This window comes from Methylobacterium gregans (assembly GCF_022179245.1).
Lineage (GTDB): Bacteria > Pseudomonadota > Alphaproteobacteria > Rhizobiales > Beijerinckiaceae > Methylobacterium > Methylobacterium gregans.
Window position 1 is genome coordinate 1 of sequence record NZ_BPQM01000052.1, and the last position, 23,401, is coordinate 23,401.

Sequence of the window (23,401 nt, forward strand, 5' to 3'; positions counted from 1 at the left end):
GATCCTTCTAATCCGCTGAGGCCAGAGAGATTGCCGCGAGCGCCAATCGACGGAACAAGGCAACGTCCGACCAACCATCAGCCTCAGTGCATCGGTACGAGGGCGTGGATCAATCGGACAGGAGGATGGCCTTGGCGGGGTACGGTACCCTCCACGATCGCTGCGCTCCCGTACTGTCTCGGGTACGGCTTGAAAGCAGCAGCTCCTGGGAAAGCCTTCACAACACGATCCGACAGATCCTGGGAGAGCGTTTGACTTGACGCGCGTACAACGTACCCAACGAGGATGCCTGCTGGGTGGCCTTCGCCGTACACACCGCTCGCGAATTTGCCGACCCCTGTCGCAACATAGTACCGCGCCAACGCCGATCGATCCGACGCGATCCGTTTGCTCTCGACGCCGAGATATGCATTGTAGCGCCCGAAGTGCTGCGGGAACAGGACTTTATAATCTATTCGACCCAAAATTTTCGGTCGTTGTCCCAAGGGACTGACTTTTACAGCTTCATGGATAAACATGAAGCTTGTGATATCGCGCCGGTGCTGGATTTCCTCGAGCCATTGCATGATGGCCATTGAGATGAAGTTCTCGTCGACCCGCAAGTTCGCCTTCCGCGACCTGACGACGTAGGGGCGAGCCAGTCGGGCGGCCAGAACGACAATCCTCAAAATCGTCCGAAGCTGAGGTTCTGATAGGCCGAGGCTTGGCGTTCCAACCCGACCACTTGAGGATCCGAACGTCACGAGCCAGCCTGGGTCCAGTGATCGGTCAAGATGATGTCGCCATCTTCAAATCCTGCGGCGACGCTCCAGTAACGGCGCTGCGCCGGTTTCACGATTGTGACATCACGCTCACCGTAGATCCGCATGGCGCGGCGCTCGCGCAGGTAAGTGTAGGTTTCCTTCACCAAGCTGTGGCGAACACTGTCGTAAACGGCTTGAGCCTCCACGGCTGCCATTGCTTTGACAACAACCTCGCGCTTGGCTCGCCCGGAAGCCATTGCGAACCGTACAACCGAGAACGCTGCAGTCGGATCGTGGTCACTTCGAAGGGGCTGCGCGATGGAAGCCATGAGGTGCTCGGAGCCGTCAACGCGCAGGATTGCGTTGACAGTTTGGCAGGTCGCCGAAGCATAGGCGGTGAGTTCATCGTAGTCGGGCGCTCTGACATCCTCCTGGCGCGCTTCCGGCGTGTCGAGGAACGATGAGCGCGCGCGCCCGATACTATCGCGCACGAGAGCGCCTTCGCTCGGGTTCAACTTGTAAAGTTCGTCGGCGAGCGTGTCCAACGCTTCGCCGCCATCGTGTTCTGACTGATCGAGCGCATCTTGCGCACGCCGTGCAAGTTCATCAGTCACGTCGAACTCCGGCAGTCGAAGCTGCCGCAAGTCGTTAGGTTCAACTGCAGGCCGCTCGATCCCGACGCCACCCGCACCGAATAGGAACTGGAAGCCCGCTACGGCAGAGTTGAGGATCGCACACAGAATTTGGGCCAGCCGAACGTCTCTATTTTTGAAAGAAATTCCGTAAAAGCTCTCGGAATAGGCGGCATCGACGTTTACGATGGCCGCGCTGTATCGGCCCTTCTTGAGCGCGAGTTGATGTGCCGACTTCGGGCAGAGAAGCAACGGTGCGTCGTAAATTGAGCGTGCGCGTTCAAACAGCACTCGTGTGATGCCGCGTTTTTCTAAACTGCGGATAGTCGTCGGGTCGAACTGAACCGCGCGGTAATCCTCCGCAAAAACTGCTGGTAGATTTGCGATCGTATCGGATACCGGCTTGACGTTCTCGCCCTTGACTTGGAAGCCCTGGCCACATCGTGTGATGATCTGAGACTTCAAAGGCCCGGCGTGTTTCTTAAATGACCAGTCATAGATGCCGATACGTTCGAGCAGGCTGCCCAGCGTGAGGTCATGCGCTTCGATCCGTTGCATCAGGAGCGCATCTCGCGCGGTCCCGAGCATGATTGCTTTGAGATAGGACGGAGCCGCGAGCACAGCGGCCTTCGGGACGGTCTTGAAGTCGGCCGAGGTCAGCGTGATGCGGCCACTCCGCTTGAAGTCGCCGGTCCAGGGTAGCCTGCCTGCCAGTAGGTAATCCTGATCGGGAAGGTGGCCGCAATTCGCGCAGACTAGCAGGGCTGGCCCGCGCACCCCGGGGAATAGGTCCTCGCTGCGCAAGTTCGATAGGTTGATCAGGGCCAGCCGGTTGAGGCGCTGAATGACGCTGTTGCGCGACGCAATGGCGGATGCGTCCCGTGAGAAGAAGGGTGTCGCCTTGACGTAGATCGCCAAACGGCCGTCAGCGCCGACGACATCGATGGCGGCGGACAGGAAGGCGTGATCCGGACTGCGGCGAGGCTTGGCGTTAGCAGTTGCTGTAGACGTGTTACCTCGGACATATGTCCAAGGAACGTTTCCGACGATGGCCTTCACGCCGAGCTTGCGACACCGGTCCTGCATCGTCTTTTCGAGAAAGCTGTCACAGAATAGCGTCTTGCCGATCAAGCGCTCGAACTGTGTTCTATCGTATAATTCGCCTGATTCTGTGGTCTCAATCTCGAGAGCAGCGAGGTAGAGACTGAACGCGGCGATGCGGAGCGCGGCGCGATTGACATCGACGCCAAACACTTGCTTGTACAGGATCTCGCGTACGATCCGACGTGGCCTCGGGCCGTTGCCACACCGCTTCCAGACGAGCCGGCGTAGGGCTTGAACAAGGAACAGGCCGGATCCACAGGTCGGATCAAGGACCCGCGCCCGCGCATCGAGACCGTCGAAAACCGGGTCGAGCGCCATATGCACAAGTTCGACCGGTGTATAGTGTAGGCTTTGCTGCCGCGATAACGCGCCCGCAGTGCGCTGAGCGAATTCTTCGTAAACGGAACTGATTAGCTCGATTGGTATCGTGTCGAATCGAAATTTGAATAGCCGGAACTGCCCCCGCTGGCCTTTCAGAAGACTGATATCTTGGACGAAGTCTCGCAAAAGGACTAAGTGTTCCAGCCGTGCATCTTGGCCGACGTTCCTCGGAAAGACGTCGCCATTGAAGGTTTCGTGGAGCCAATCGAACAAATGTCTGGCTTGCGTCGTGTCCTCATAGATGCGTGACAGGTCGGCGGGAAGGTTGTCCGGCAAGAGCGGCTGGGCGATGCCGCGAGCGAGTAGATAGGAGGCGAACAGCGTGCACAGCACGAGTTCCTGGCACAGATCGCGCTCGCGCTTCTGCGCATCGGCGTCGTCGTCGTGTTTCGGCCCGGCAAGAACAAGCTGACGTTCAAGCTCAGCGATTTCGCGCAGCAGTACCTTGTCGATACGCTGGCTGCGGTCGATGTTCTCAGCGAGTGAAGATCGCCAGAATGCGCCTGTGTCCAAAGATAGGCGTCCGCATGCTTCATCGAGCTGGCGCATCTGCTCCTCGATGGCGAGCGCGAAGGTTCCGACGGGACCCTTCGCGGATTGAGGGCCTATGCCACGGAAGCTGTCGTAGACGCGGACATCAGTTGGCGTGACGATCCAGAGAAGCGGTGCGATGCCGAGGTTCCAGGCGCGCTCAACCCACTGGTCAAGCGTTTCCTGGGTAGGCATCGTGGACCCTGCGTCCTTGATCAGCAGCATCGGGCCGTCGACCGTCTCATAGACAGCATCAACGGCGAGGCCGGCACGATCGGAGAACGCGGGTTCCAACTGCAGGCTTTCGGCATTGTAGCCGGTGACAAGCCCCTTGACCGGCTCCCACGTCAATTCGGACTTGCGCAGATATCCTGTCCGGGCGAGAGCATCGTGGTAGGCGCTGACGCTCATGGCTCGCGCCTCAGCGCGCGCCGAAGGGCATCACCATGGGCAATCGCCAGGTGTTCGAAAACGGCTTGGCGCTCTTGCCCATCCAGCCCGTCGATCCGGTTGAGAATGGTGCTACGACGACGGCGAACGGCTTCGCGCTCCCGGAAATTGCGTCCTAGAAAGCTGTGATCATGCAGTGTCGCCGGCGCGGGAAAATTCAGCCATAAAACCTCGGTGCGCGGGCCGACGTGGCTGTCGCCAACGAACTCAATCCGCCGCCAGTGCGCCAGCATGTCATCGTACAGACTTGAGGGGTAGCCGCTGATCATGGCGGCGCAGGGAAGGGCTGTGAGCAGGGCGAGCAGTTCGACGTGTTGGGCATCGGTGTAGTCATGCCGGTACACGCGTGAACGGCGGCGTGTCGAGGCCAAGTAGGGTGGGTCCGCGTAGACGAGCTCCTGCCCCGTGAACGGGAACGTCCGTAGGTAAGTGCAGGCATCGATCTGTAGCAGTTCGACATCCGTGCGATCCCGCCAGGCGGCGAACACGGTGGCGTCGACATCAAGGCCGATCGTCCGCGCAGCCGGTCGCTTGGCTCGCAGAACTGCGCCACCGCCCAAGTGCGTCTCGATGTAGGTTGTGTGAGCGGGCATTTGGGCGATGATCTGCCGGTAGCAGCGGCCCTTACCGCCTGGATAGCGCATGACGATGCATCGCTGGTTCTTGCGATGCAGTCAACCAGGTGTCCATGGTTCCAGGCCGGTGCCGGCCAGATAGCTGTGACACCCGACGCAAGTGCAATCCGTCGGCGTCCTCCGTTGCGCGTCAAGTTGGCGACCTCGCCGAACAACCGAGAGGTGCGCTCATCACTCGGATCGAGGCGTCGCGGTAGGTCGGGACAACACCGCAGGAGGCGCGAGCCGCCTTGATTTGGTCGCGACGCGAGCAATTGCCCCTGGGCGAGGTTCGCCGAGAGGCCATGGTGGGTGCGCACCGCCCCGTAGACCTGGGCGCGCAGACGCGCTTCATTGGTCAACCTTGCGGGCGTCTCGCGAACTGCGGACCGGCAGGCTGCCCCGAACGCTTCGACAGTCGCCGCGAGAGCCGCCCGGTCCTTGGGCGTGGGATCGAGTTTGCAGGGCACCGTGAGGATCTGCACGGCAGGCACGTTCCCGATTTGATCCCCAGTGGTCTAGCCAGAAATCGCTGCCTTCACAATGCGTGGTTCGATGCCGAGGCTCCTCTGCCTGTGTGGGTGAGCCGCGTCGTTGCTGTGCCTTCTTCGCACCGATCAAGCTGAACTTGCGGTGCCAGGGCTGCACGTCTCGCCGCATGTGGATAACGAGGACGATCCTGGCGACCGGGTTGCGGTCGTCACGGGCCAAAGCAGATAGAACAAAATATGAACATAAGGTCGATTGGGAGGGTGTCCCGTGCATGACGTCCAGCGATCCTCGATCGGTCCTCGGCACGCTCCGCGCGCGCATCGCAACCCTGGAACGGGGATCGGCGACAGCACCGTCACCGGCCTCCTACCTGCCCTTCGGCCTCTCCGCGATCGACAGCCTGCTGCCCGGCCGCGGGTTGCAGCTCGGAGCCCTGCACGAGGTCACACCCGCCCAGGCGGCCATCAGCCACGCGGCGGCCTGCACCCTGTTCGCCGCCGGTATCCTGGCACGGACGCGGGGACCCATCCTCTGGTGCCTGGCCGCGCGCGATCTGTTCGCGCCCGCGCTCGCCCGAGTTGGCCTGCATCCCGACCGGGTCATCTACGTCGAGACCTACCGCGAGGCCGAACTCCTGCCGCTGGTGGAGGAAGGCGCGCGCTTCCGCGGACTGGCCGGCGTCGTCGGGGAGGTTGCACGGACAGGCCTAACCGCCTCGCGCCGGCTCCAGCTCTGCGCCGAGGAGAGCGGCGTCACCGTTCTGCTCGTCCGTCGCGCGCCCGTTGCCTCAGATGGTGGGGGTACGACGGCGAGCGCGGCGACGAGCCGCTGGTCGGTCGAGGCGGTGCCGGCATCGCCCAGTGCGGCGGGCTTCGGGCGAGGGCGTTGGCGGGTCGGGCTGCAGCGCTGCCGCGGCGCAGCGCTCAGCTCGGAGCCGGCCTCCTGGCTCGTCGAGGCCTGCGATGAGGCGGGTCGTCTCACTCTACCTGCCGACCTGGCCGAGCGATCGTATCCGCAGGCGCGACCCAGCCGCGCCGCCGCGGGATAAGCCGCTGGTCACCGCCACTGCGGCCAACGGGGCGCGGGTCGTGGCCAGCGCCTGCCGAGCCGCGCAGGCGCTGGGCCTGCGTGCCGGCATGGCCATCGCGCAGGTCCAGGCGATGGTGCCCGACATCACCGTGCGCGAGGCGACCCCGGATGCCGATGCGGATGCGCTCGCGCGACTGGCCGCGTGGTGCCTCTGGTGCGCGCCGCTCACCGCCCCCGATCCGCCGGACGGCCTCTGGATCGAGATCGCGGGCTCGGCGCACCTGTTCGGCGGCGAGGCGGCGATGCTGCGCACCCTGCTGGCCCGCCTGCGCGGCGGCGGCTGCACGGTCCGTTTGGCCGTTGCCGACACGCCGGGAGCGGCCTGGGCCGTGGCACGCTTCGCGCCGCGCGAGATCTCGCCCCTGGTCGGACCGGGCCAGATGGCGGCCGCGGTCGCTAGCCTGCCCGTGCGCGCCCTCCGGCTCGCTCCTGAGACCGTCGCTGAGCTGGCTGAGCTCGGCATCGAGCGGGTGGCCCAACTCGCGGCCCTGCCGCGCGGACCCCTGAGCCTGCGCGTCGGTCGCGCCGTGCTGCAGCGCCTCGACCAAGTCCTCGGGCACGCCCCGGAGCCGATCGCCTGGGCGATGCCGGCCGAGGCCGTGCTGGTGCGCCGCGCGTTCCCGGAGCCGATCTCGGCACCCAGTACACTGGAGCGAGTGGCCACGGACCTGATAGGCGATCTCGTCGCGCTCCTCGCCCGCCGCGGCCTCGGTGCGCGCCGCATCGACCTGAGCTTCCGCCGGGTCGACGGCGGCGTCCACGCGATCTGCGTCGGCACGGCCACCGCCACGCGCGATGCTGCGCATCTCGCCCGACTGCTCTGCGCCCGCCTCGCGGAGGTCGATCCGGGCTTCGGCCTCGACGAGGCGACCCTGGCTGCCGGCCGGACCGAGCCGCTGGCAGCCGTGCAGGGGGAGGGTCTCGATACCGGCGAGACGGCGCAGGTCGACCTCGCCGTGCTCGTCGATCGCCTCGCGGCGCGGGCCGGGGCGCGCCGGGTGTTCCGGGTGGTGCCCGTGGAGAGCCGGGTGCCGGAGCGCAGCCAGCGCCGGGCTCCGCCGCTCGCGCCGACGGACGGCCGCTCCTGGCCCACCAATCTTGCGCGGCCGGCCCGCCTGTTCGAGCCGCCCGAGCCGGTGCAGGCGACCGCGCTCCTGCCGGACGCGCCCCCTGCCCTGTTCGTCTGGCGCGGCGTTCGCCACCGCGTCGTGCGCGCGGACGGCCCCGAGCGCGTCCGCGGCGAGTGGTGGGCCGCTGAGGGCGAGCTCGCCAGCCTGCGCGACTACTACCGCGTCGAGACCGAGGACGGCGCGCGCTACTGGATCTACCGCGATGCGCCGATGGCGGAGGGGCCGCGCTGGTGGCTGCAGGGGGTGTTCGGGTGAGCCGGCTGCCTCCGGCCGCCGACCCCGTGCCCTGAGCGGCCGGGCCGGCCATGTCCTACGCCGAACTCCAAGTCACCAGCCACTTTTCCTTCCTGCGCGGCGCGTCCTCGCCCGAGGAGCTGTTCGCAGCCGGCCGTCTGCTCGGCCTGCGAGCGATGGCCGTGACCGACCGTGGCTCGCTCGCCGGCATCGTGCGCGCCCACGCGGCCTCTCGCACCACCGGCCTGCCCCTGATCGTCGGCTGCCGCCTCGATCCGACCGACGGGCTGCCGCTGCTGGTCTACCCGACCGATCGCGCGGCTTACGCCCGGCTCTGCCGCCTGCTCACCATCGGCAAACGCGCGGCCGGCAAGGGCAGCTGCACGCTCACGCTCGAGGACGTGTTTGCCTGGAGCGGCGGCCTCGTCGCGGTCGCCCTCGCGGAGGGCCGGGACGGTGCAACGGTCGCGGCCGACCTGCGCCGGCTGCGCGCCGTGTTCGCCGACCGGCTCTACTGCGGGCTCACCCGCCGCTTCGTCCAGGACGATCACGCCCGGCTGGAAGCCCTGGCCGGCCTTGCTCGCGCGGCCAGGGTGCCGACGGTCGCCAGCGGCGACGTGCTCTACCACGCCGAGGCGCGGCGCATCCTACAGGACATCGTCACCTGCATCCGCGAGGGCTGCACCATCGACGCCGCGGGCTTCCGCCTCGACGCCCATGCCGACCGGCACTTGAAGGACCCGGCCGAGGTCGCGCGCTTATTCGCCGCCCATCGCGGCGCGGTGGCACGCAGCCTCGAGATTGCTGAGCGCTGCCGCTTCTCCCTCGACGAGCTAACTTACCAGTACCCGGACGAGCGCGAGGATCCAGCTAAGACCCCGCAGGAGACGCTGGAGGAGCTGACCTGGGCCGGCGCGCGGGCGCGCTACCCGGACGGCCTGCCCGATGCGGTCGCCCTGCAGCTGCGCCACGAGCTCACCTTGATCAAGCGCTTCAGCTACGCGCCGTACTTCCTCACCGTGAACAGCATCGTGCGGTTCGCCCGCTCGCGGGGCATCCTCTGCCAGGGCCGCGGCTCGGCCGCGAATTCGGCCGTCTGCTACGTGCTCGGCATCACCAGCATCGACCCCGTCCGGCAGGGCCTGCTCTTCGAGCGCTTCATCTCCGAGGAACGGCGGGAGCCCCCCGACATCGACGTCGACTTCGAGCACGAGCGGCGCGAGGAAGTGATCCAGTGGGTCTACGAGACCTACGGCCGCGACCGCGCCGCCCTCTGCGCCACCGTGATCCGCTACCGGGCGCGCGGCGCGGTGCGCGAGGTCGGCAAAGCGCTCGGCGTGCCCGAGGACGTCACCGGCGCGCTCGCCGGCTTGGTCTGGGGCTGGTCGGCCGATGGCGTCGAGGAGAAGCACGCGGCCGAGCTCAATCTCAACCTCGCCGACCGGCGGCTGCGCCTGACCCTCGATCTCGCCCGGCAGCTGATCGGCACGCCACGCCACCTGTCGCAGCATCCCGGCGGCTTCGTGCTGACCAACGACCGCCTCGACGAACTTGTCCCGGTCGAGCCCGCCAGCATGGCCGACCGGCAGGTGATCGAGTGGGACAAGGACGACATCGAGGCGCTGAAGTTCATGAAGGTCGATGTGCTCGGCCTCGGCATGCTCGGCTGCATGCGCCGCGCCTTCGACCTGCTGGCCAAGCACAAGAGCGTGCGGCTCGACCTCGCGACGATCCCGGCCGAGGACCCGGACACCTACGCGATGATCCGGCGCGCCGACACGCTCGGCGTGTTCCAGATCGAGAGCCGGGCGCAGATGGCGATGCTGCCGCGCATGGCCCCCCGGACCTTCTACGACCTCGTCATCGAGGTGGCCGTGGTGCGCCCGGGCCCGATCCAGGGCGACATGGTCCACCCGTACCTGCGCCGCCGCGAGGGGCGCGAGGCCGTGACCTACCCGACCGAGGCGCTGCGGCGGGTGCTCGGCAAGACGCTCGGCGTGCCCCTGTTTCAGGAGCAGGCGATGCAGGTGGCGATCGTGGCAGCGGGCTTCACGCCCTCGGAGGCCGACCAACTGCGCCGCGCCATGGCGACGTTCAAGTTCACGGCCGGCGTGTCGAAGTTCCGCGACAAGCTGATCGCCGGCATGGTCGGCAACGGCTACGCCGCGGACTTCGCCGAGCGCACCTTCAAGCAACTGGAGGGCTTCGGCAGCTACGGCTTCCCGGAGAGCCACGCGGCCTCGTTCGCCCTGATCGCCTACGCCTCGTCCTGGCTGAAGTGCCACCACCCGGACGTGTTCTGCTGCGCCATCCTGAACGCGCAGCCCATGGGCTTCTACGCGCCGGCCCAGCTCGTGCGCGACGCGCGCGACCACGGTGTGGAGGTGCGCCCGGTCTGCGCGAACGCCTCGGCCTGGGACTGCACCCTGGAGCCGACCGGCCGAGCGGACCGGCAAGCGGTCCGGCTCGGCCTGCGCACGGTGCGGGGCCTTCGCAACGACGACGGCGCGCGCCTCGTGCTGGTGCGGGATCTCGGGCCCTACGCATCGGTCGAGGACGTGTGGCGCAGGGCCGGCGTACCGGTTGCAGCCTTGCGCCGCCTGGCCGCGGCCGACGCGTTCGGACCAGCCTTCGGGCTGGCGCGGCGCGAGGCGCTCTGGGCGATCCGGGCCTTGCGCGAGGCCCCGCTGCCGCTGTTCGCAGCCGCCGACGCCGTCTTGGGTACGACACAGGGCGAACTGGCGGAGGAGCCGGTGCGGTTGCGGCCGATGACGCCAGGCCGCGAGGTCGCCGAGGACTACCGCGCCGCCAGCTTGTCCCTGCGCGGGCACCCGCTGGCCTTCCTGCGCGGCGACCTTGCCGCGGAGCGCTACGTCCGCTGCTCGGACCTCGAACGGACGCGGGACGGTGGGCGGGTCATGGTCGCGGGCCTGGTGTTGATCCGGCAGAGGCCGGGGTCGGCGAAAGGCGTCATGTTCATCACGCTGGAGGACGAGACCGGCATCGCCAACCTGATCGTCTGGCCGGGCCTTTTCGAGCGGCAGCGGGCGCTGGTGTTGCGGGCCGGGTTGCTCGGCTGCCGCGGTCGCGTGCAGCGGCAGGGCAAGGTCCTGCACCTGATCGCCGAGCACCTCGTCGATCTGTCGTCGTGGCTGGGGCGTGTGGGGGGCGACGAGGGGTTCGCGCTGGCGACGGGCCGCGGCGACGAGGCCCGGCACGGCGGTTCTCCTGATCTACGGGCCGCTCCGCACCGCGAGGTGTCACCCGGCGAGCCGCCGCTCGCGCGTCCGCGCGACATCCTCATTCCGGACCTGCATTTCGACGGGCTGCGTGCGGGTACCGACGGTCCGCCCATTCGTATGCGCTCAAAAAATGTCTGCTGAGATTGTTCGTGCTCAGACCACAGCGATTCGGGGCCGTGACGGCCGTCTCTCTAAATCTGCGAAGCGTTCCAAAAAGGCCACTTTGGCTTCCTCGGGCGAAAGACCGCGGACTTGTATCGAAGCAGGTCGGACACCCGCTTCGATAGCCCAAAGATTGGTATTGGCAGGCATCAACTGCGCTTGCTCCGCAGCCAGAACGGCCAAATCTGCTCGCTTGACGGCTGCTGGTATCGGTCGTGGGACTCCAAAGCGGAGCGCGATCGCCTCTTCGACTTGCCGTTCGATGACCTTGAATTGTGGCAGCATCTGTTTGAGAGGTCTCGTAATATCACCCACAAACGCTTCAGCTGCATCGTGCATGAGAGCGGCGAAAGCATGTTCCGGCACGACCTCGCTGACGAGCAGACAATGCTCCGCCACAGAGTAGAATTGCCGACATTGACCCGCGTAGCGGCACAGCATCGACAGACCATGAGCAATATCCCCAATCGTGAAGGGGCTTGCCGTCGGATCGGTAAAGTCAAGCTCGGCTCCGCTATGGAGCATTATCTTTGGCTCTTGAGCTGCTGTCACGGCCGTCCACGCCATATCAACAATCCTAATCTCGTCAGAAATCACCTTATCATTCGTCTGCCCCTTGGCAAAATCGGACTTTTAGGTTGTGCGATTCGGGGATTATGAGGGCTCCCCTCAGGCATTTCGACCAAACGCGCCACCCACTCGACCAGCCGAAACACCTCACCTTGTAACGCCTCTAAATCGCAGTGTGCGCTGCAGCATTGGCGCTGAGCCTATTGCCTTTGCATGGGAGTCGAATTACCGCAGGTTACATGCGCCAGCTTATCGTACTCAGCGGCCAGATTGCATCTGGCAAGTCGGAACTCTGCTCCCAGCTTGCATCGCGCTTTGGTGCGGAGATTTTGCGAACTCGGAGTATTTTGGAAGCAAAAATCAAGAGAGATAATCCGCAACGTGATTGGTCTCGGGCCGCTTTACAGGAGGCGGGCGATCAGCTTGATACTGCAACACATGGGAAATGGGTTGTCGAAGCTCTGAAAGAGGCAATGGAGCATCTTGCGGATGAAGCGGTCGTCGCCCTCGATAGCGCACGGACGGTTGACCAAGTTGCCGCACTTAAGGCTGCGTTCCCCGGCAAAGTCCGTCACGTGCACCTCAAGGCTGCGCGCTTCCTTCGCTTGCGGCGCTACAACGCTCGCCGCGAAGCAACCTTTGAGGAAACCCCGTTCGAGCAGGCTGCGGAACATCCTGTGGAAGTGGAAGTTCCGAAGCTCGAGCCGATCGCGGACGTGGTGGTCAGCACGAACGCGATCGATGCTCCGAGTGTCCTCGCCCTTGCAATTGCCGGGCTTGGATTGCACCCCTCGTCGCCAACACCATTGGTCGACGTGATTGTGGGAGCGCAGTACGGCAGCGAGGGCAAAGGCAACATCTGCGCTCACTTGGCAAATGATTATCAAGTCCTGATGCGTGTCGGTGGCCCGAACGCTGGGCACATGGTGGCTGAACCGCTCTATAAGTATGTGCAACTGCCCTCAGGAACCCAGAGCAATAAAGCGGCAAAAATCTTGGTCGGGGCGGGTGCAACCTTGTGGCTTCCTCAGGTGCTTGAGGAGATCGAGGATTGCAAACTTACGCCCGAGCGTCTCTCGATCGATCCCCAGGCCATGATCATAGAGACGCTTGACCGAGAGATGGAGGAGCAGAGTCTTGAGGTTATCGGCTCGACCAAGCAAGGCGTTGGCGTAGCGACCGCGCGCAAGATCCTGGGTCGCGGCGGCGGTGGGCAATACGGTGCGCCAACGCGGCTTGCTCGCCAAGTCAAAGAGCTCAAGGACTTTGTTCGCTGCACCAAACGAGAGTTGGAGAAGGCTTACGCAGCCGGCCACCCGATCATGCTCGAAGGTACCCAGGGTACGGATCTGAGCATCCATCATGGGCCCTACCCACACGTGACCTCTCGCGATACCACAGCGTCTGGGTGCCTTGCGGATGCCGGCATTGCCCCCAACCGGGTCCGTAAGGTCATCATGGTGACTCGCACCTACCCGATCCGGGTCGGCGGGACGTCTGGTCCTATGATGAAGGAGATCGATGCGCAGACGATCGCGCAGCGATCGAAGCTCCCGATCGAGCAGATCCAAAAAACCGAAGTCGGAACAGTCTCGGGCAAAGCCCGCCGCATTGGCGAGTTCGATTGGGAGCAACTGCGTCGGGCAGCTGTGCTGAACGGCGCAACCGACATTGCCCTGACCTTCGTCGACTACCTCGATGCAGCCAACGCGACCGCAAAACGGTATGAGGATCTAACCTCCGCCACACATGAGTTTGTCAAACAGGTCGAGGCAGTAGCGAACGCCCCTGTTACGCTACTTTCTGTGGGCTTTGGGCCCGATCTGATCACGCGGAACGAGACGCTGTGAGCCCTGAAGAGCTAATCCGAAAGCATCCTCGCCTCTGGCACATGGCACAGGATGGGAGTTGGCCATCGATCGCCGAGCATGGGCTGCTCAGCACCAGCGCTCTCCTCGATCTCTACAGGGTCACCGGAGAACGAAGGGAAGCTCTAGAGCGCCGCCATCGTCCTCAGTCCGTGGCTATCGCTCGATCGGGTTTGCCTGGAGCTGTCGTTCGGGATCAGAAGCCCATGCGTGAGGGATCGCTGCGGGAATGTCTTGACGATGGTCTCACGCCAGCGGACTGGTACCTGACACTGAATCAACGCGTGTTTTTCTGGCCAAGCCGTAAGCGGCTGCGCGGCTTACTGAACGCCCGCGCTTATCGAAAAGACGTCCAGACTGTACTCACTCTCGACACGCGCAGCATCGTCGATGCCTATGCGGACGTCATTCAGTTGAGCCCGATCAACAGCGGGGCAACGATCATGAGCGTAGCAAGGAGAGGACGTCAGACGTTCGCGCCAATCCTTGAGTTTCCGCTTGAGCCCTATCGGCGGCGGCGTGGTCATCGCCAAATTATCGCGGAGGTCGTGATCCCGGACAGGGTCGTTTCCATCAAGGACCATGTGCTCGCCGTCCATCGCGTGAGGGCATCGGAGGTGCTTGAGGAGCTCTGGCGGAGCCCACGTGCGCTTCAGGACGACGGGCCCTGAGCCGGCCTCTGGGGCCGGCTCAGGGGAACGCTAGCCCGCTGGCGCTTTCACGATTTGGGTCGGAACTCCTGCTTTGCGCAAAAGATCGGCGATATGGCTCGTGGCGTTGACGACGCCGACGAGGCGTAGCCCGGTATTCGGCGCAAGCGTGGCAAGGGTTCGACGGAGTTCGGCCAACGGGGTCTGAGCATCTAATTCGACCCAATCCTGCGCCTCCCCAGGGACGATGGCATCCGAAAGAGAGACCGTCGCGCCAACATGCAGTTGCACGATCCAGAGCCGCGTGCCGTCGAACACCCACTCGAAACGCACTGGACCGAGAGAATGAACCGCGATTTCAAAGGCTGCCGTGACGGCATCTCGAACAGCCTGGGGTAAAAGCTCGGGAAGCCGTTCGCCGAGCATGAGCCGATCGCCCTCGCCTGCGAGGCCTTCGATGACGAGAGCACCATCGCCTCCGACGATGGCGGCTCCAGAGTATTGGGCTGGTACCGCATCCTGGCGTAGGACCGACATGATGCGGTCTCCGTCCGGATCTTCATCTGCGAGGAGCCGGAACGGATCGCGCCATCCCTTGAATGTTGAGTAGCGCCCCGGCTCTGGCTCGGTGGGACAAGTCCGGATCCACACCTCGGTCTCACCGGTCCGCGTGCCGAAGGAAAACGGAGACACACGGCGACCAATCACGGTCGTCCACGGCACAGCGAGACCGGCTTGATGTGCAACGAGCAAGCCGAAGGCCTTGTCGCCGATCAGCCGGCTGAAGCGATTCGGCCAATGCAGCGTCGGCTTTGCCGCACTTGCGTCGGCGTCTTCGTATTCCCAAACGAGCGTATGGTCTTGCCGCCAGCCTCGGCGCTCCGGGTGAATGCTGAACTCAAGCCTTCCCGATCCCGCGTCGAGGGCCGGCTCGAAACCGTAGACGGTTTGCAGAAGGGAGCGTCCCCACGCGAGGGGGAGCGAGGCGACACTTGGTTTCTCAACACATCGCGGCGTATCATCAGGTGCGAATTCGATCATGTCGCCGAGGACGACACCGGATACCCCGCCATCGTGGATATCGATCGTCTCATTAGCGATGACGTAGAGGCCTTCGCGGGCGAGATCTTCGGCAGCGGCGAGTGCTGCTTTGACATCAGTTAGGCCATAGAGAAAGGTTCGACTGCGCGGGCTGTCGGGTGTGTAGCTCCGCAAATTGATGCTTCGAGCGGGGCTGCGCTGGAGCAAGCACATCAGCGCGTTCGCCACATCTGGGAATGGGTAATCGGCGGCAAAGCCTGCGATGCGGGAATACGCGACGTGCAATGTACCTTCGCGAGTCGGCACGAAGCTCACAAACTGGGCGACATTGTTGCCTCGGTCGGCCAGCGCGACGAGAGCCTTATCCTTACGCAGGCCATCTACTGCCGGAGGTGACTTGGAGGTCTCCATCAAGATGCTTTCCTCCGACGCCTGCGCACAGGCCACAACAACGTGTTCCCACTCCTTGGAGAGCGGCTCGCGCGGGTGCTGAGGCAGGGTGTCCATGGATGAGGTCCAGTTTGTAACGGCAGGCAGCGCTTTGAATCGCCGCGACGTTGCCGGCCGAAGCTTAACATTTCAAGCCGCGCTCCCAGAGGCCTGGACTCTGCGTCTAGCGGTCCAGACGCGACCGGTGCCTAGGCCGGCTCGGGTTGCACGAATGGTACGACGATAGGGCGTGTCTGGACAGAGCGCACCCACAGAGCGAACAGAGGGTGCGACAGCCAGGGGAAGTACGGCTGATCGGTGATGCCGATGTAGAGGCGGACCATGGTCGTAGATCTGCCCGATCCCTCCCCTGACAAGGCGAGCCGCCGCTTGTCCTGCCAATGACGGGCTACGCCCTATCCGTCAGCGGGTGATGACGAGGAAAACGGGCCATCCTTCGTTAGAACCTCTCCGGCTTCTCCGTAGAAAAGTGCGCGCCGCCCGAAGAGCGACACGATGAAGCCGGCGCACCTGGCCTCCAAGACCAGCCCGCAGAACGCTGGCCACGTATACGATCCAGCGTCTGTGCCGATGAGCGCCCCCTCGATACCGGATGCCCAGAACCGAGGGGCAGGTCTCTTCGCTGGGGCATCCGCTGGTAGAACCGCGGTGTAGTCGCCCTGGTAGACCGTAGTCTCGCCGCGCACGAGATCGACGTGGAAGCGCTCCACGCCGATCGCGCCAAACGCTCCTGCCAATTCAGCGACGCTCATGCGGCCTGCAGCGGCCTCGCGAGCTGCGTCGTGATAACTCCGCCCGCTGAAGCGGGCGGCTTCTCGGGACAGCTATGCGGCAACCCGCTGGCTTATGTCCTGAAGGCCGATATCCCGGCCTGAGCCGAATGCCCGCTGGTGCACGATCTGTGCGGCTGAGACGTCCCGGTCGAGCGTGCAGCCGCAGGTGCAGCGGTGCAGGCGCTCTCGGAGGGTCTTGGCCTTGATCGTGCCGCAGGCCGGGCAGGTCTGCGAGGTGCCGCGCGGATCGACCAATTTCACCTCGGCACTGGCGCTTGCAGCCTTGTACGTTGTGAATTGGACGAGCAACGCCCACGCGGCGTCATGGATAGACCGGGCGAGCATCCCGCGCTTGAGCCCGGCGAGGTTGAGATCTTCGAATGCGATGCCCTGGTATCGCGAGACCAGGGCGCGGGCGAGCTTGTGCAGGTGATCGCGGCGCTGGCGCGCGATCTTCGCCGAGGCAGCCGTGAGGCGGGCCTTGGCTCTCAGCCGGCGCTTTGATCCGATCCGGCATCTTGCCAGCGCGCGTTGCCGTCGACGTCGCGCGGACTGTGCCCGTCGGGCGTATCTTGGGGCTGAGATGGTTGCGCCGTCGCTGGTGGCGATGAGGCTGTTCAGCCCGAGATCGATACCGACGGTTCCGGTCCCGCAAGTCTCGGCGAAGGCGGCCTCGACCGAGAACACGGCGTACCACTTGCCCTGCTGACGGGTGACGATCGCGGTGGCGAGCTTCGCGTCTTCCGGAATGTCTCGGTGCCAGACGGCCTTGATCGCGCCTGGCACGCCGACGATGCCGAGGCGGCGGTCCTTCTTTATGGTGAGGCCATCGCCGAACCGGAATGTTGCGGCGTGATACCGGGCCGTGGCGCGGAAGCGCGGGAAGCCGCGCCCGCGCTTGAAGAACGCGGCGTAGGCTTGGCTGAGACGGCGCAGCACCTGCTGGAGAGCGGTGAACGACCAGCGCCCGAGCCCGTCGGGATCGGCCGCGCGACAGGCTTTAAGCTCGTTTGCCTGATGCGCGTAGCCCAGGCTGATCCGCCGACGGCGATACGCTTCGATGCGTTGCTGGAGACCGGCGTTGTACAAGCCACAGAAGTCCCGCAGCATGGCGTTGAGCGCCGCGCTCTGCTCGCGATTGGGCCGGAGCCGGTATTTGTAGGATCGTAGTGCCACAGGGAGATCGTACCCGATCTGTTCTCAGGAGCAATCGCCGAGCCGCATTCCCCCGTCGCCTAAAGGCGACGGTCCCCTGCTAAACCATTTATGGGAGCCGTCATCGGGCGCAGCGACAACGCCCCGGAAAGAGAGCACGAGCGCTTGGAGCGAGGCCAGTGCCTTGCTCCTCGCGAGACGGCCGCTGCGACGAGGCACTCGCTCAGGCAGTTGCAGCGCCCGGACGTACGAGCGTGGCTGCGAAGTCGCGGTAGGCGTGCAACGGGCGTCCGAGGATGCCGGTCAGGCGCTCGCGGTCACCAAGTTCCGGGATCATGCCGTCGCTGACGTAACGCTCGGCCATCAGGCGCATCTCGTAGGCCATCCACCGGGGCATGAAGCCCGCCATGTTCGCTTCGAACCCGCTCGGATCATCGCCACCGTAGGCGACCGGCCGGCCCAGTACGTCAGTCCAGATCGCAGCTGCGTCCGCGCCTGTGAGCGTGTCGGGGCCAACGAGATTGATGGTCTCGATCGGCAGCTTGCCCGGTGCCTGCTCGCGGCGGATCAGTTCGATCGCCGCGACCTCGGCGATGTCGCGTGCATCGACCATCGCCAAGCCCTTACTGCCGATCGGCATCGGGTAAACGTCGTGATTCACGATCACGTCCTTGATCATGACCTCGTTGTCGATGAAGTAGGTCGGGCGCAGGATCGTGGCGCTGAAACCCATCGCATCGAGCATGCGCTCGGCACCGAACTTGACCGCGAAGTGTGGCACGTTGACAGCCCGGTCGGCTCCGAACACCGACAGGTAGACGACCCGATCGACGCCCGCTTCGCGAGCGACGTTCAGCGTGATGAGCGCCTGGGTGAACTCATCACCCGTGACTGCATTCAGCAGAAACAGCGTGCTGACGCCGGAGAATGCGGCGCGCACCGAATCGATATCGAGGAGATTGCCCTTCGCAATCTCGACGCCCTCGGAAAAGCGGGCCTTGGCGGGATCGCGGGTCAGCACGCGCACACCGGCACCCCGCTTGGCGAGCTGTTCGACGACATGGCGGCCGACGCGGCCGGTGGCTCCGGTGACGAGGATGGTCATAGGAATTGCTCCTGGGGTTGAGCCGTTTGGCTGAGACCCAAATGAGCGATCCGTCTTCGATCAAATAGCTGCTAGATCAGGACGTGCCGTCTCGCTGGTGGAACGATGGACCTGCTCGCCCTCTCCGACTTCACCCTCGTTGCTCGCTACGGCGGGTTCGGGAAGGCTGCTCGAGCCGCAGGACGACCGAAGGCAACATTGTCCCGGCGCGTGGCGGATTTGGAAGCGAGCCTGAACTTGCGCCTGTTCGAGCGGGGCGCGCGCGACCTGAAGCTGACGGAGGAGGGGCGGGCGCTGTTTGAGCGAGCCGGTGTGCTGCTCACCGAACTGGAAGAAACGGCTGCGACGATCGCCTCAGGCGGTGAGCGGCCTCGGGGCCGCCTGCGGATCAGCGCCCCCTTGCTGTTCTCTCAGACCGCGATGGGAAAGCTCGCAGCGGGCTTCGCCCTCAAGTACCCCGAGGTCCGGCTTGAGGTCACGACAGAGGACCGGGCCGTCGACATGATCGAGGAGGGCTTCGATCTGGTGATCCGGGTCAACCCCGACCCGGACGAGAGCCTCGTCGGCCGCGCCTTCTTGCGCGACCGCATGGTGGTCGTGGCGAGCCCCGGCCTTGCCCAGCAAACCGAAGGCATCTCCGTTCCGGCCGTCGTGCGGGGCGGTAGCGAGCGCACGGCATGGCGCGTTAGGACGCTGGCCGGCCCCGCCACGATCGCGGTCGAGCCGGTTCTTTCCCTAGCATCGCTCATCATGGTGCGTGACGCGGTGCGCGCAGGCGTCGGCGCGGCGCGCTTGCCCGTTTCGCTCGTGAGCCACGATCTTGCTGATGGGACACTGGTCCACTGGGGCGATGTCGACGCGCCGGACATCGCACTGTGGACGCTCTATCCCACTCGCCGGCTTCTCAGCGCGCGCGTCTCGGCCTTTCTCGACCACCTGAAAGAGGCGTTTCCGAAAGGGACGCCGGACGAACTGGCTTCCTACGTCGTAGGATGATGCTGCTCCGGAGCGCGCATGGATTAATGCGGAGGTCGTCCAGCCCGCCCGTGACCGCTGCGACGCCTGCTTCCGGAACACCGAGACGACGTCCTCGGCGGCGGTACAGGGCCCAAGGTTTGTGCGGAGAGCTTCACAGCCGCCGCTCGGTGATCGCAGTTGTCTGGCTATGCTTCTTGACCGCGATTTTGGACGACGGACAGTCGGCCTCCGAGCTTAAGCCATGCGGGGGGCTTTGGAACCCGAAAGGATGTGGACGAGACCAACTCGACGCTGCCGTCGGATGGCACGCGAACGTAGGATCGCGCCCGGCCGCTTCCGAAGGCCATGGCAAGGATCAAGGTCAACGGATCGCCGCGTGAGCCAGCCCCTTGACAGCATCGCTGCCGTGCTCGAGGGCACCGGCGAGTACCGCGTTCTGCGTCGCCTCTCGCCGATCACGGGGTGCGGCGATGCCCCCGATGAGCCGACCTTCATCGGCTTGGCACTTGATACCGAGACCACCGGCCTCGATCCCATGGTCGACGAGGTGATCGAACTCGGCATCGTCAAGTTCGAGTACGGTGCGAGCGGCCGCATCTACCGGGTGCTCGACACCTTCAATCAGCTGCAACAGCCGAGCCGCCCGATCCCGCCGGAGGTCACACGGCTGACCGGGATCACGGATGCGGATGTCGCCGGTCGGACGATCGACGACACGGCGGTCGAGGCTCTGGCGGCCGATGCCGCCGTCGTCATCGCGCACAATGCCCTGTTTGACAGGCAGATGTGCGAGCGACGTTGGCCCATCTTCGCGGAGCGTAACTGGGCGTGTTCCTGCCATCAGGTGCCATGGCGGGTCGAGGGACACGAGGGGCAGAAGCTCGGCTACCTCCTGAACGACTTCGGCTGCTTCCACGCTGGGCATCGCGCCATCGATGATTGCCATGCCCTCCTAGTCCTGCTGAGCCAGCCGCTGCGAAGCTCGGGCCGTCTCGCGCTCGCCTGCCTGCTGGAAACGGCTCGCAAGCCGACCGTGCGCCTGTGGGCGAAGGGATCACCGATCGAGACGAAGGACCTCCTGAAGGCGCGCAGCTACCGTTGGAGCGGTCGTCGGCGCTGCTGGTACATCGACCTCGACGAGGACCAACTGGAGGTCGAGCGGACGTTTCTCGGCCAGCAGATCTACGGACGCCCTGTCAGTGATCTGCCCGCCGACCGCTTCACGGCCCGCGACCGCTTCTCGATGCGGACCAACCCAGAGATTGCCGCGGTCTGAGCCGAGATAGAAATCGTCCCCGATCATGCCGCCGCACATTATTCTCGGTGTCCCGTTCCAAATTTTGGCGACGAAAATTTGATTGAATCGTGTCGTGAATTTGCATTGACATACTCAAGCGTTGGCATGTTGTGCACCTGTGCGGATTGATCCTATAAGGACGTCGCTACGGCCTTCACCGAGCACCGAAAAGCTCAGGCTGAAGCAATCCATAGTGTGATCCCCAGGCTAACTGGAAAATGTTAGTCGTCGCCCAGTATGCGGCCTCGTATCGATGCCCTATGTCTGCCCTGCCACTTTTCAAAAAAGTCGGCCAGGAGAGGCGCATCATGGCACGTCGCCGGGGATCAGCATCGGGAGGAGCCTTGCTTCTGGTGCCGATCGCCTTGATCGGTCTCATCTTCGGAAACAGTAGCAAGCCTCCTGCGCCTCCTCCTCAAACGTCGAGCGCGCCACCGGTAACTTACGCCTTGTTACCAGCCGAGCCAGCCACGCCCTCATGGTCGGGAAACTCGGCGACGCTCGGGGACACGACATCGCCTCAATCCGCTGTCGAACCCCCGCGCACTGCCGAGCCGGAGAAGCGAACAGGACCTGCGGCCTACATCTCCGGCCACAAGGTTCCTCTGCGAGCTCAGCCGAAGGCCGGGGGGCAGATTGTCGATCGGCTCGGGCCGAAGCAGGCGGTGACCGTCTTGGAGCGTCGCGCCGACTGGGTCGAGATCCGGCACAACCTGACCCAGCGCAAGGGGTGGGTTCAGGCCAAGCGCCTGCGTGATACCGAACCCGAGGAGAACGTCGCCAAGCCGCCCTCGGTCTCCACCGCATTGAGCGTCGCTGCCATTGCGAAGCTGCTGATCGCGGCTTCGATCGCCGACTATCGGTTCTTCGTCATTTGGGATTGATGATCCCCATCTGACGTCTCGTCTCCAGCACCTTACGGCGAGGAGAGTTCTGGGACGACGCACGGCCCGAAGGCCCACGTTGGCGTCCCCAGGGGCACGGCCTCCCCCGTCGCGGCGATCGCCGCGAACTCCCGCAGAGCATCACGCGCGCGGCATTCTCGTCGCGGTGCAGGCTCGCCCCACAGGCACAGGCATGCCAGCGGAGCGAGAGCGGCTTCGCCGCATACACACCGCAGCCCGAGCACGTGCCAGACGATCGGCGCGCGTCCCGGGTCTTCACGACGCCACCGGCTCTCGCAGCCTTGTAGCGTGTATAGTCGATGAGACGCCGCCACGCGGCGTCCAGGATCTCGCGGTTCAGCCCGCGCTTCTGCGCGACGTTGACGCCTGGCTCGTCCACCGTTCCGGTGGCAGAGCGCGTTAAGTTGCGGATCCGCAGGTCCTCGAAGACGATCAGAGCAAAGCTTCGCGCGAGGCTCGCGCTGACCTTGTGCAGGTGGTCGTTGCGTTGGTCTGCGACGCGGCGCAGCTGACCCGCCAGCGTTGCCTTGACCTTCCGGCGGCAGTTGGACCCGCGCCTGCATCGGGCAAGCGCCCGGCGCGAGTGGCGGATCTCGCGTTCCCGACGGGAGACCGGGCGACGATTAGCGATCCGCTCGCCAGTGGAAAGCGTCAGGAGCGCCTCGATGCCAAGGTCGCAGCCGACAGCGGAGCCGGGGTGCGCATGCTCGGGAGCGACGATGCTGGCGCTGTCGATGGTCAGCGCCAGGAACCAGCCGCGTCCGACCTTTGTGAAGGTCGCGCCGAGCAGGCGCGCATCTTCGGGCAGCGCCCGATCCGGACAGAGCCGGATCGGGCGATCCATGCCTTTCAGGCGGATGCGCTGATGCCCGAGCTCGAGCCGTAGGCCTGTCATCTCGTAGAGCCCGAAGCTCCGCCAGCGGCTCTTGGCCTTGAAGCGGGGGAAGCCGGCCTTGCCGGCCCTGCGCTTCACCCGGCCGAAGAAGCCGGTGAACGCATCCTCGACGCGCGCCAGGGTCCACCGACCCATCGTGACCGGATCGGCTCCATGACCCTCCGGGTCATCGGCGCGGATGACGGTCAGCGACTTCTGCTGATCGAGACGCGTGATCGTCTTACGCTGGAGCCGGTAAGCGTCGCGGCGCTCTTGGAGCGCAGCGTTGTAGAGAAGGCGTTGCCGCTCCAGCCGCTCGTCGAGCAGGCGGTGCTGTGCCCGAGTCGGGCGCAGCTTCTGGCGGAAGGTCAAAATCACGGGTTTACGCTACGGAACGAAGCGTGAACCCGTCAAGCCGTCGTACCCATCATCAACCCGAAATGACGAATGACCAGACTATCCCGGCCCTTGTGCATGCCCATACCAGAGCGCACGGAACGGATCCTCCTGCGGGCGGCGTGCGGCCTACTCTCGGCCAGGCGGCTATGCACCGCTGTGCTACGCCAAGGACATCACACCGGCGATGGTTGCTGAGTACCGGGCAGCCCACTGACGGGCAGCCCTGCCGAGAACCTCGCGGTTGGGCGGCGGTTGGGTCCTGGCTTTGCCCCGTCTGGACAGCTGCATCGGCATCCAGACGCAGCAATTTCCGAATTGTGGCCGATTCAACCTTGAATGGGTCTCGGCAACCCGGCAAACCGTGCAGAACAAAGGTACGGGGTACGACAATGGCCCGGGGTGGAGCGCGCGGTTTTCTTCTGGTCGCGGCGGTCACAGCATCGATCGGGCCGGCCTCCGCCCAGGTTACGCCGCTCGACATATTCGGGGGGCTTCTTGGTGCTGCCCAGGCGCAGGCCGCCCGTGATGCCTG

At 64.9% G+C, this 23,401-nt stretch carries 16 protein-coding genes; 8 read left to right on the forward strand and 8 right to left on the reverse strand.

Going from position 1 to position 23,401, the window contains the following annotated elements; translation table 11 throughout:
• Window positions 1-83: 83 nt before the first annotated feature.
• From MFF54_RS11385 to MFF54_RS11395, 3 genes are all read right to left on the reverse strand, one after another.
• Entirely contained in the window at window positions 84-602 is a 519-nt protein-coding gene (locus MFF54_RS11385; protein WP_238302895.1) for a hypothetical protein, read from the reverse strand.
• Between the two features lie 137 nt (window positions 603-739).
• The gene (locus tag MFF54_RS11390; RefSeq protein ID WP_238302897.1) at window positions 740-3,802 is read right to left on the reverse strand and encodes an N-6 DNA methylase; all 3,063 of its coding nucleotides are present in this window, start codon (window positions 3,800-3,802) and stop codon (window positions 740-742) included.
• Entirely contained in the window at window positions 3,799-4,485 is a 687-nt protein-coding gene (locus MFF54_RS11395) for a DNA adenine methylase (RefSeq protein WP_238302899.1), read from the reverse strand. Before MFF54_RS11395 ends, MFF54_RS11390 begins: the two co-directional genes overlap by 4 nt.
• A gap of 733 nt (window positions 4,486-5,218) precedes the next feature.
• On the opposite strand from MFF54_RS11395, the gene MFF54_RS11400 reads away from it, so the two are divergent.
• The 3 genes from MFF54_RS11400 to MFF54_RS11410 are packed head-to-tail and all read left to right on the forward strand — an operon-like array spanning window position 5,219 to window position 10,783.
• On the forward strand, window positions 5,219-5,995 hold the full coding sequence (locus tag MFF54_RS11400) for an ImuA family protein (RefSeq protein ID WP_238302901.1): 777 nt from the start codon (window positions 5,219-5,221) through the stop codon (window positions 5,993-5,995).
• A complete protein-coding gene (locus MFF54_RS11405; protein ID WP_238302902.1) occupies window positions 5,910-7,421 on the forward strand; it encodes a DUF6504 family protein in 1,512 nt (503 codons plus the stop codon). Before MFF54_RS11400 ends, MFF54_RS11405 begins: the two co-directional genes overlap by 86 nt.
• Window positions 7,422-7,471: 50 nt before the next feature.
• Window positions 7,472-10,783 (forward strand): error-prone DNA polymerase, encoded by a 3,312-nt coding sequence (locus MFF54_RS11410; protein ID WP_238302903.1) that lies wholly within the window; start codon window positions 7,472-7,474, stop codon window positions 10,781-10,783.
• Between the two features lie 12 nt (window positions 10,784-10,795).
• Here the strand turns inward: MFF54_RS11410 and MFF54_RS11415 are convergent, their stop codons facing one another.
• On the reverse strand, window positions 10,796-11,401 hold the full coding sequence (locus tag MFF54_RS11415) for a hypothetical protein (RefSeq protein WP_238302905.1): 606 nt from the start codon (window positions 11,399-11,401) through the stop codon (window positions 10,796-10,798).
• 212 nt (window positions 11,402-11,613) lie between these two features.
• Here MFF54_RS11415 and MFF54_RS11420 point away from each other — a divergent pair, with 212 nt between their 5' ends.
• Window positions 11,614-13,224, forward strand: coding sequence for an adenylosuccinate synthetase (locus tag MFF54_RS11420; protein ID WP_238302908.1), 1,611 nt, complete (start codon window positions 11,614-11,616; stop codon window positions 13,222-13,224).
• A gap of 41 nt (window positions 13,225-13,265) precedes the next feature.
• Entirely contained in the window at window positions 13,266-13,913 is a 648-nt protein-coding gene (locus MFF54_RS11425) for a DUF7002 family protein (RefSeq protein ID WP_370880135.1), read from the forward strand.
• 30 nt (window positions 13,914-13,943) lie between these two features.
• Here the strand turns inward: MFF54_RS11425 and MFF54_RS11430 are convergent, their stop codons facing one another.
• From MFF54_RS11430 to MFF54_RS11440, 3 genes are all read right to left on the reverse strand, one after another.
• Entirely contained in the window at window positions 13,944-15,440 is a 1,497-nt protein-coding gene (locus MFF54_RS11430) for a hypothetical protein (protein ID WP_238302912.1), read from the reverse strand.
• 767 nt (window positions 15,441-16,207) lie between these two features.
• A complete protein-coding gene (locus tag MFF54_RS11435; RefSeq protein ID WP_238302913.1) occupies window positions 16,208-17,332 on the reverse strand; it encodes an RNA-guided endonuclease InsQ/TnpB family protein in 1,125 nt (374 codons plus the stop codon).
• Between the two features lie 202 nt (window positions 17,333-17,534).
• A complete protein-coding gene (locus MFF54_RS11440; protein WP_238302915.1) occupies window positions 17,535-18,416 on the reverse strand; it encodes an SDR family oxidoreductase in 882 nt (293 codons plus the stop codon).
• Window positions 18,417-18,521: 105 nt separating this feature from the next.
• On the opposite strand from MFF54_RS11440, the gene MFF54_RS11445 reads away from it, so the two are divergent.
• From MFF54_RS11445 to MFF54_RS11455, 3 genes are all read left to right on the forward strand, one after another.
• Window positions 18,522-19,412, forward strand: coding sequence for a LysR family transcriptional regulator (locus MFF54_RS11445; protein WP_238302917.1), 891 nt, complete (start codon window positions 18,522-18,524; stop codon window positions 19,410-19,412).
• Window positions 19,413-19,770: 358 nt separating this feature from the next.
• Window positions 19,771-20,670 (forward strand): 3'-5' exonuclease, encoded by a 900-nt coding sequence (locus MFF54_RS11450; RefSeq protein ID WP_238302919.1) that lies wholly within the window; start codon window positions 19,771-19,773, stop codon window positions 20,668-20,670.
• Between the two features lie 329 nt (window positions 20,671-20,999).
• Entirely contained in the window at window positions 21,000-21,575 is a 576-nt protein-coding gene (locus tag MFF54_RS11455) for an SH3 domain-containing protein (protein ID WP_238302921.1), read from the forward strand.
• On the opposite strand, the gene MFF54_RS11460 is transcribed toward MFF54_RS11455, so the two are convergent.
• On the reverse strand, window positions 21,562-22,848 hold the full coding sequence (locus tag MFF54_RS11460; protein ID WP_238302923.1) for an RNA-guided endonuclease InsQ/TnpB family protein: 1,287 nt from the start codon (window positions 22,846-22,848) through the stop codon (window positions 21,562-21,564). The genes MFF54_RS11455 and MFF54_RS11460 overlap by 14 nt on opposite strands.
• Window positions 22,849-23,401 lie beyond the last annotated feature (553 nt).

Excerpts from the sequence above, each read along its gene's own strand:
- MFF54_RS11430 (WP_238302912.1), bottom strand. The coding sequence starts at position 15,440 with ATGGACACCCTGCCTCAGCACCCGCGCGAGCCGCTCTCCAAGGAGTGG.
- MFF54_RS11440 (WP_238302915.1), bottom strand. The coding sequence starts at position 18,416 with ATGACCATCCTCGTCACCGGAGCCACCGGCCGCGTCGGCCGCCATGTC.
- MFF54_RS11405 (WP_238302902.1), top strand. The coding sequence starts at position 5,910 with ATGAGGCGGGTCGTCTCACTCTACCTGCCGACCTGGCCGAGCGATCGT.
- MFF54_RS11390 (WP_238302897.1), bottom strand. The coding sequence starts at position 3,802 with ATGAGCGTCAGCGCCTACCACGATGCTCTCGCCCGGACAGGATATCTG.
- MFF54_RS11395 (WP_238302899.1), bottom strand. The coding sequence starts at position 4,485 with ATGCGCTATCCAGGCGGTAAGGGCCGCTGCTACCGGCAGATCATCGCC.
- MFF54_RS11400 (WP_238302901.1), top strand. The coding sequence starts at position 5,219 with ATGACGTCCAGCGATCCTCGATCGGTCCTCGGCACGCTCCGCGCGCGC.
- MFF54_RS11420 (WP_238302908.1), top strand. The coding sequence starts at position 11,614 with ATGCGCCAGCTTATCGTACTCAGCGGCCAGATTGCATCTGGCAAGTCG.
- MFF54_RS11455 (WP_238302921.1), top strand. The coding sequence starts at position 21,000 with ATGGCACGTCGCCGGGGATCAGCATCGGGAGGAGCCTTGCTTCTGGTG.
- MFF54_RS11425 (WP_370880135.1), top strand. The coding sequence starts at position 13,266 with ATGGCACAGGATGGGAGTTGGCCATCGATCGCCGAGCATGGGCTGCTC.
- MFF54_RS11410 (WP_238302903.1), top strand. The coding sequence starts at position 7,472 with ATGTCCTACGCCGAACTCCAAGTCACCAGCCACTTTTCCTTCCTGCGC.
- MFF54_RS11445 (WP_238302917.1), top strand. The coding sequence starts at position 18,522 with ATGGACCTGCTCGCCCTCTCCGACTTCACCCTCGTTGCTCGCTACGGC.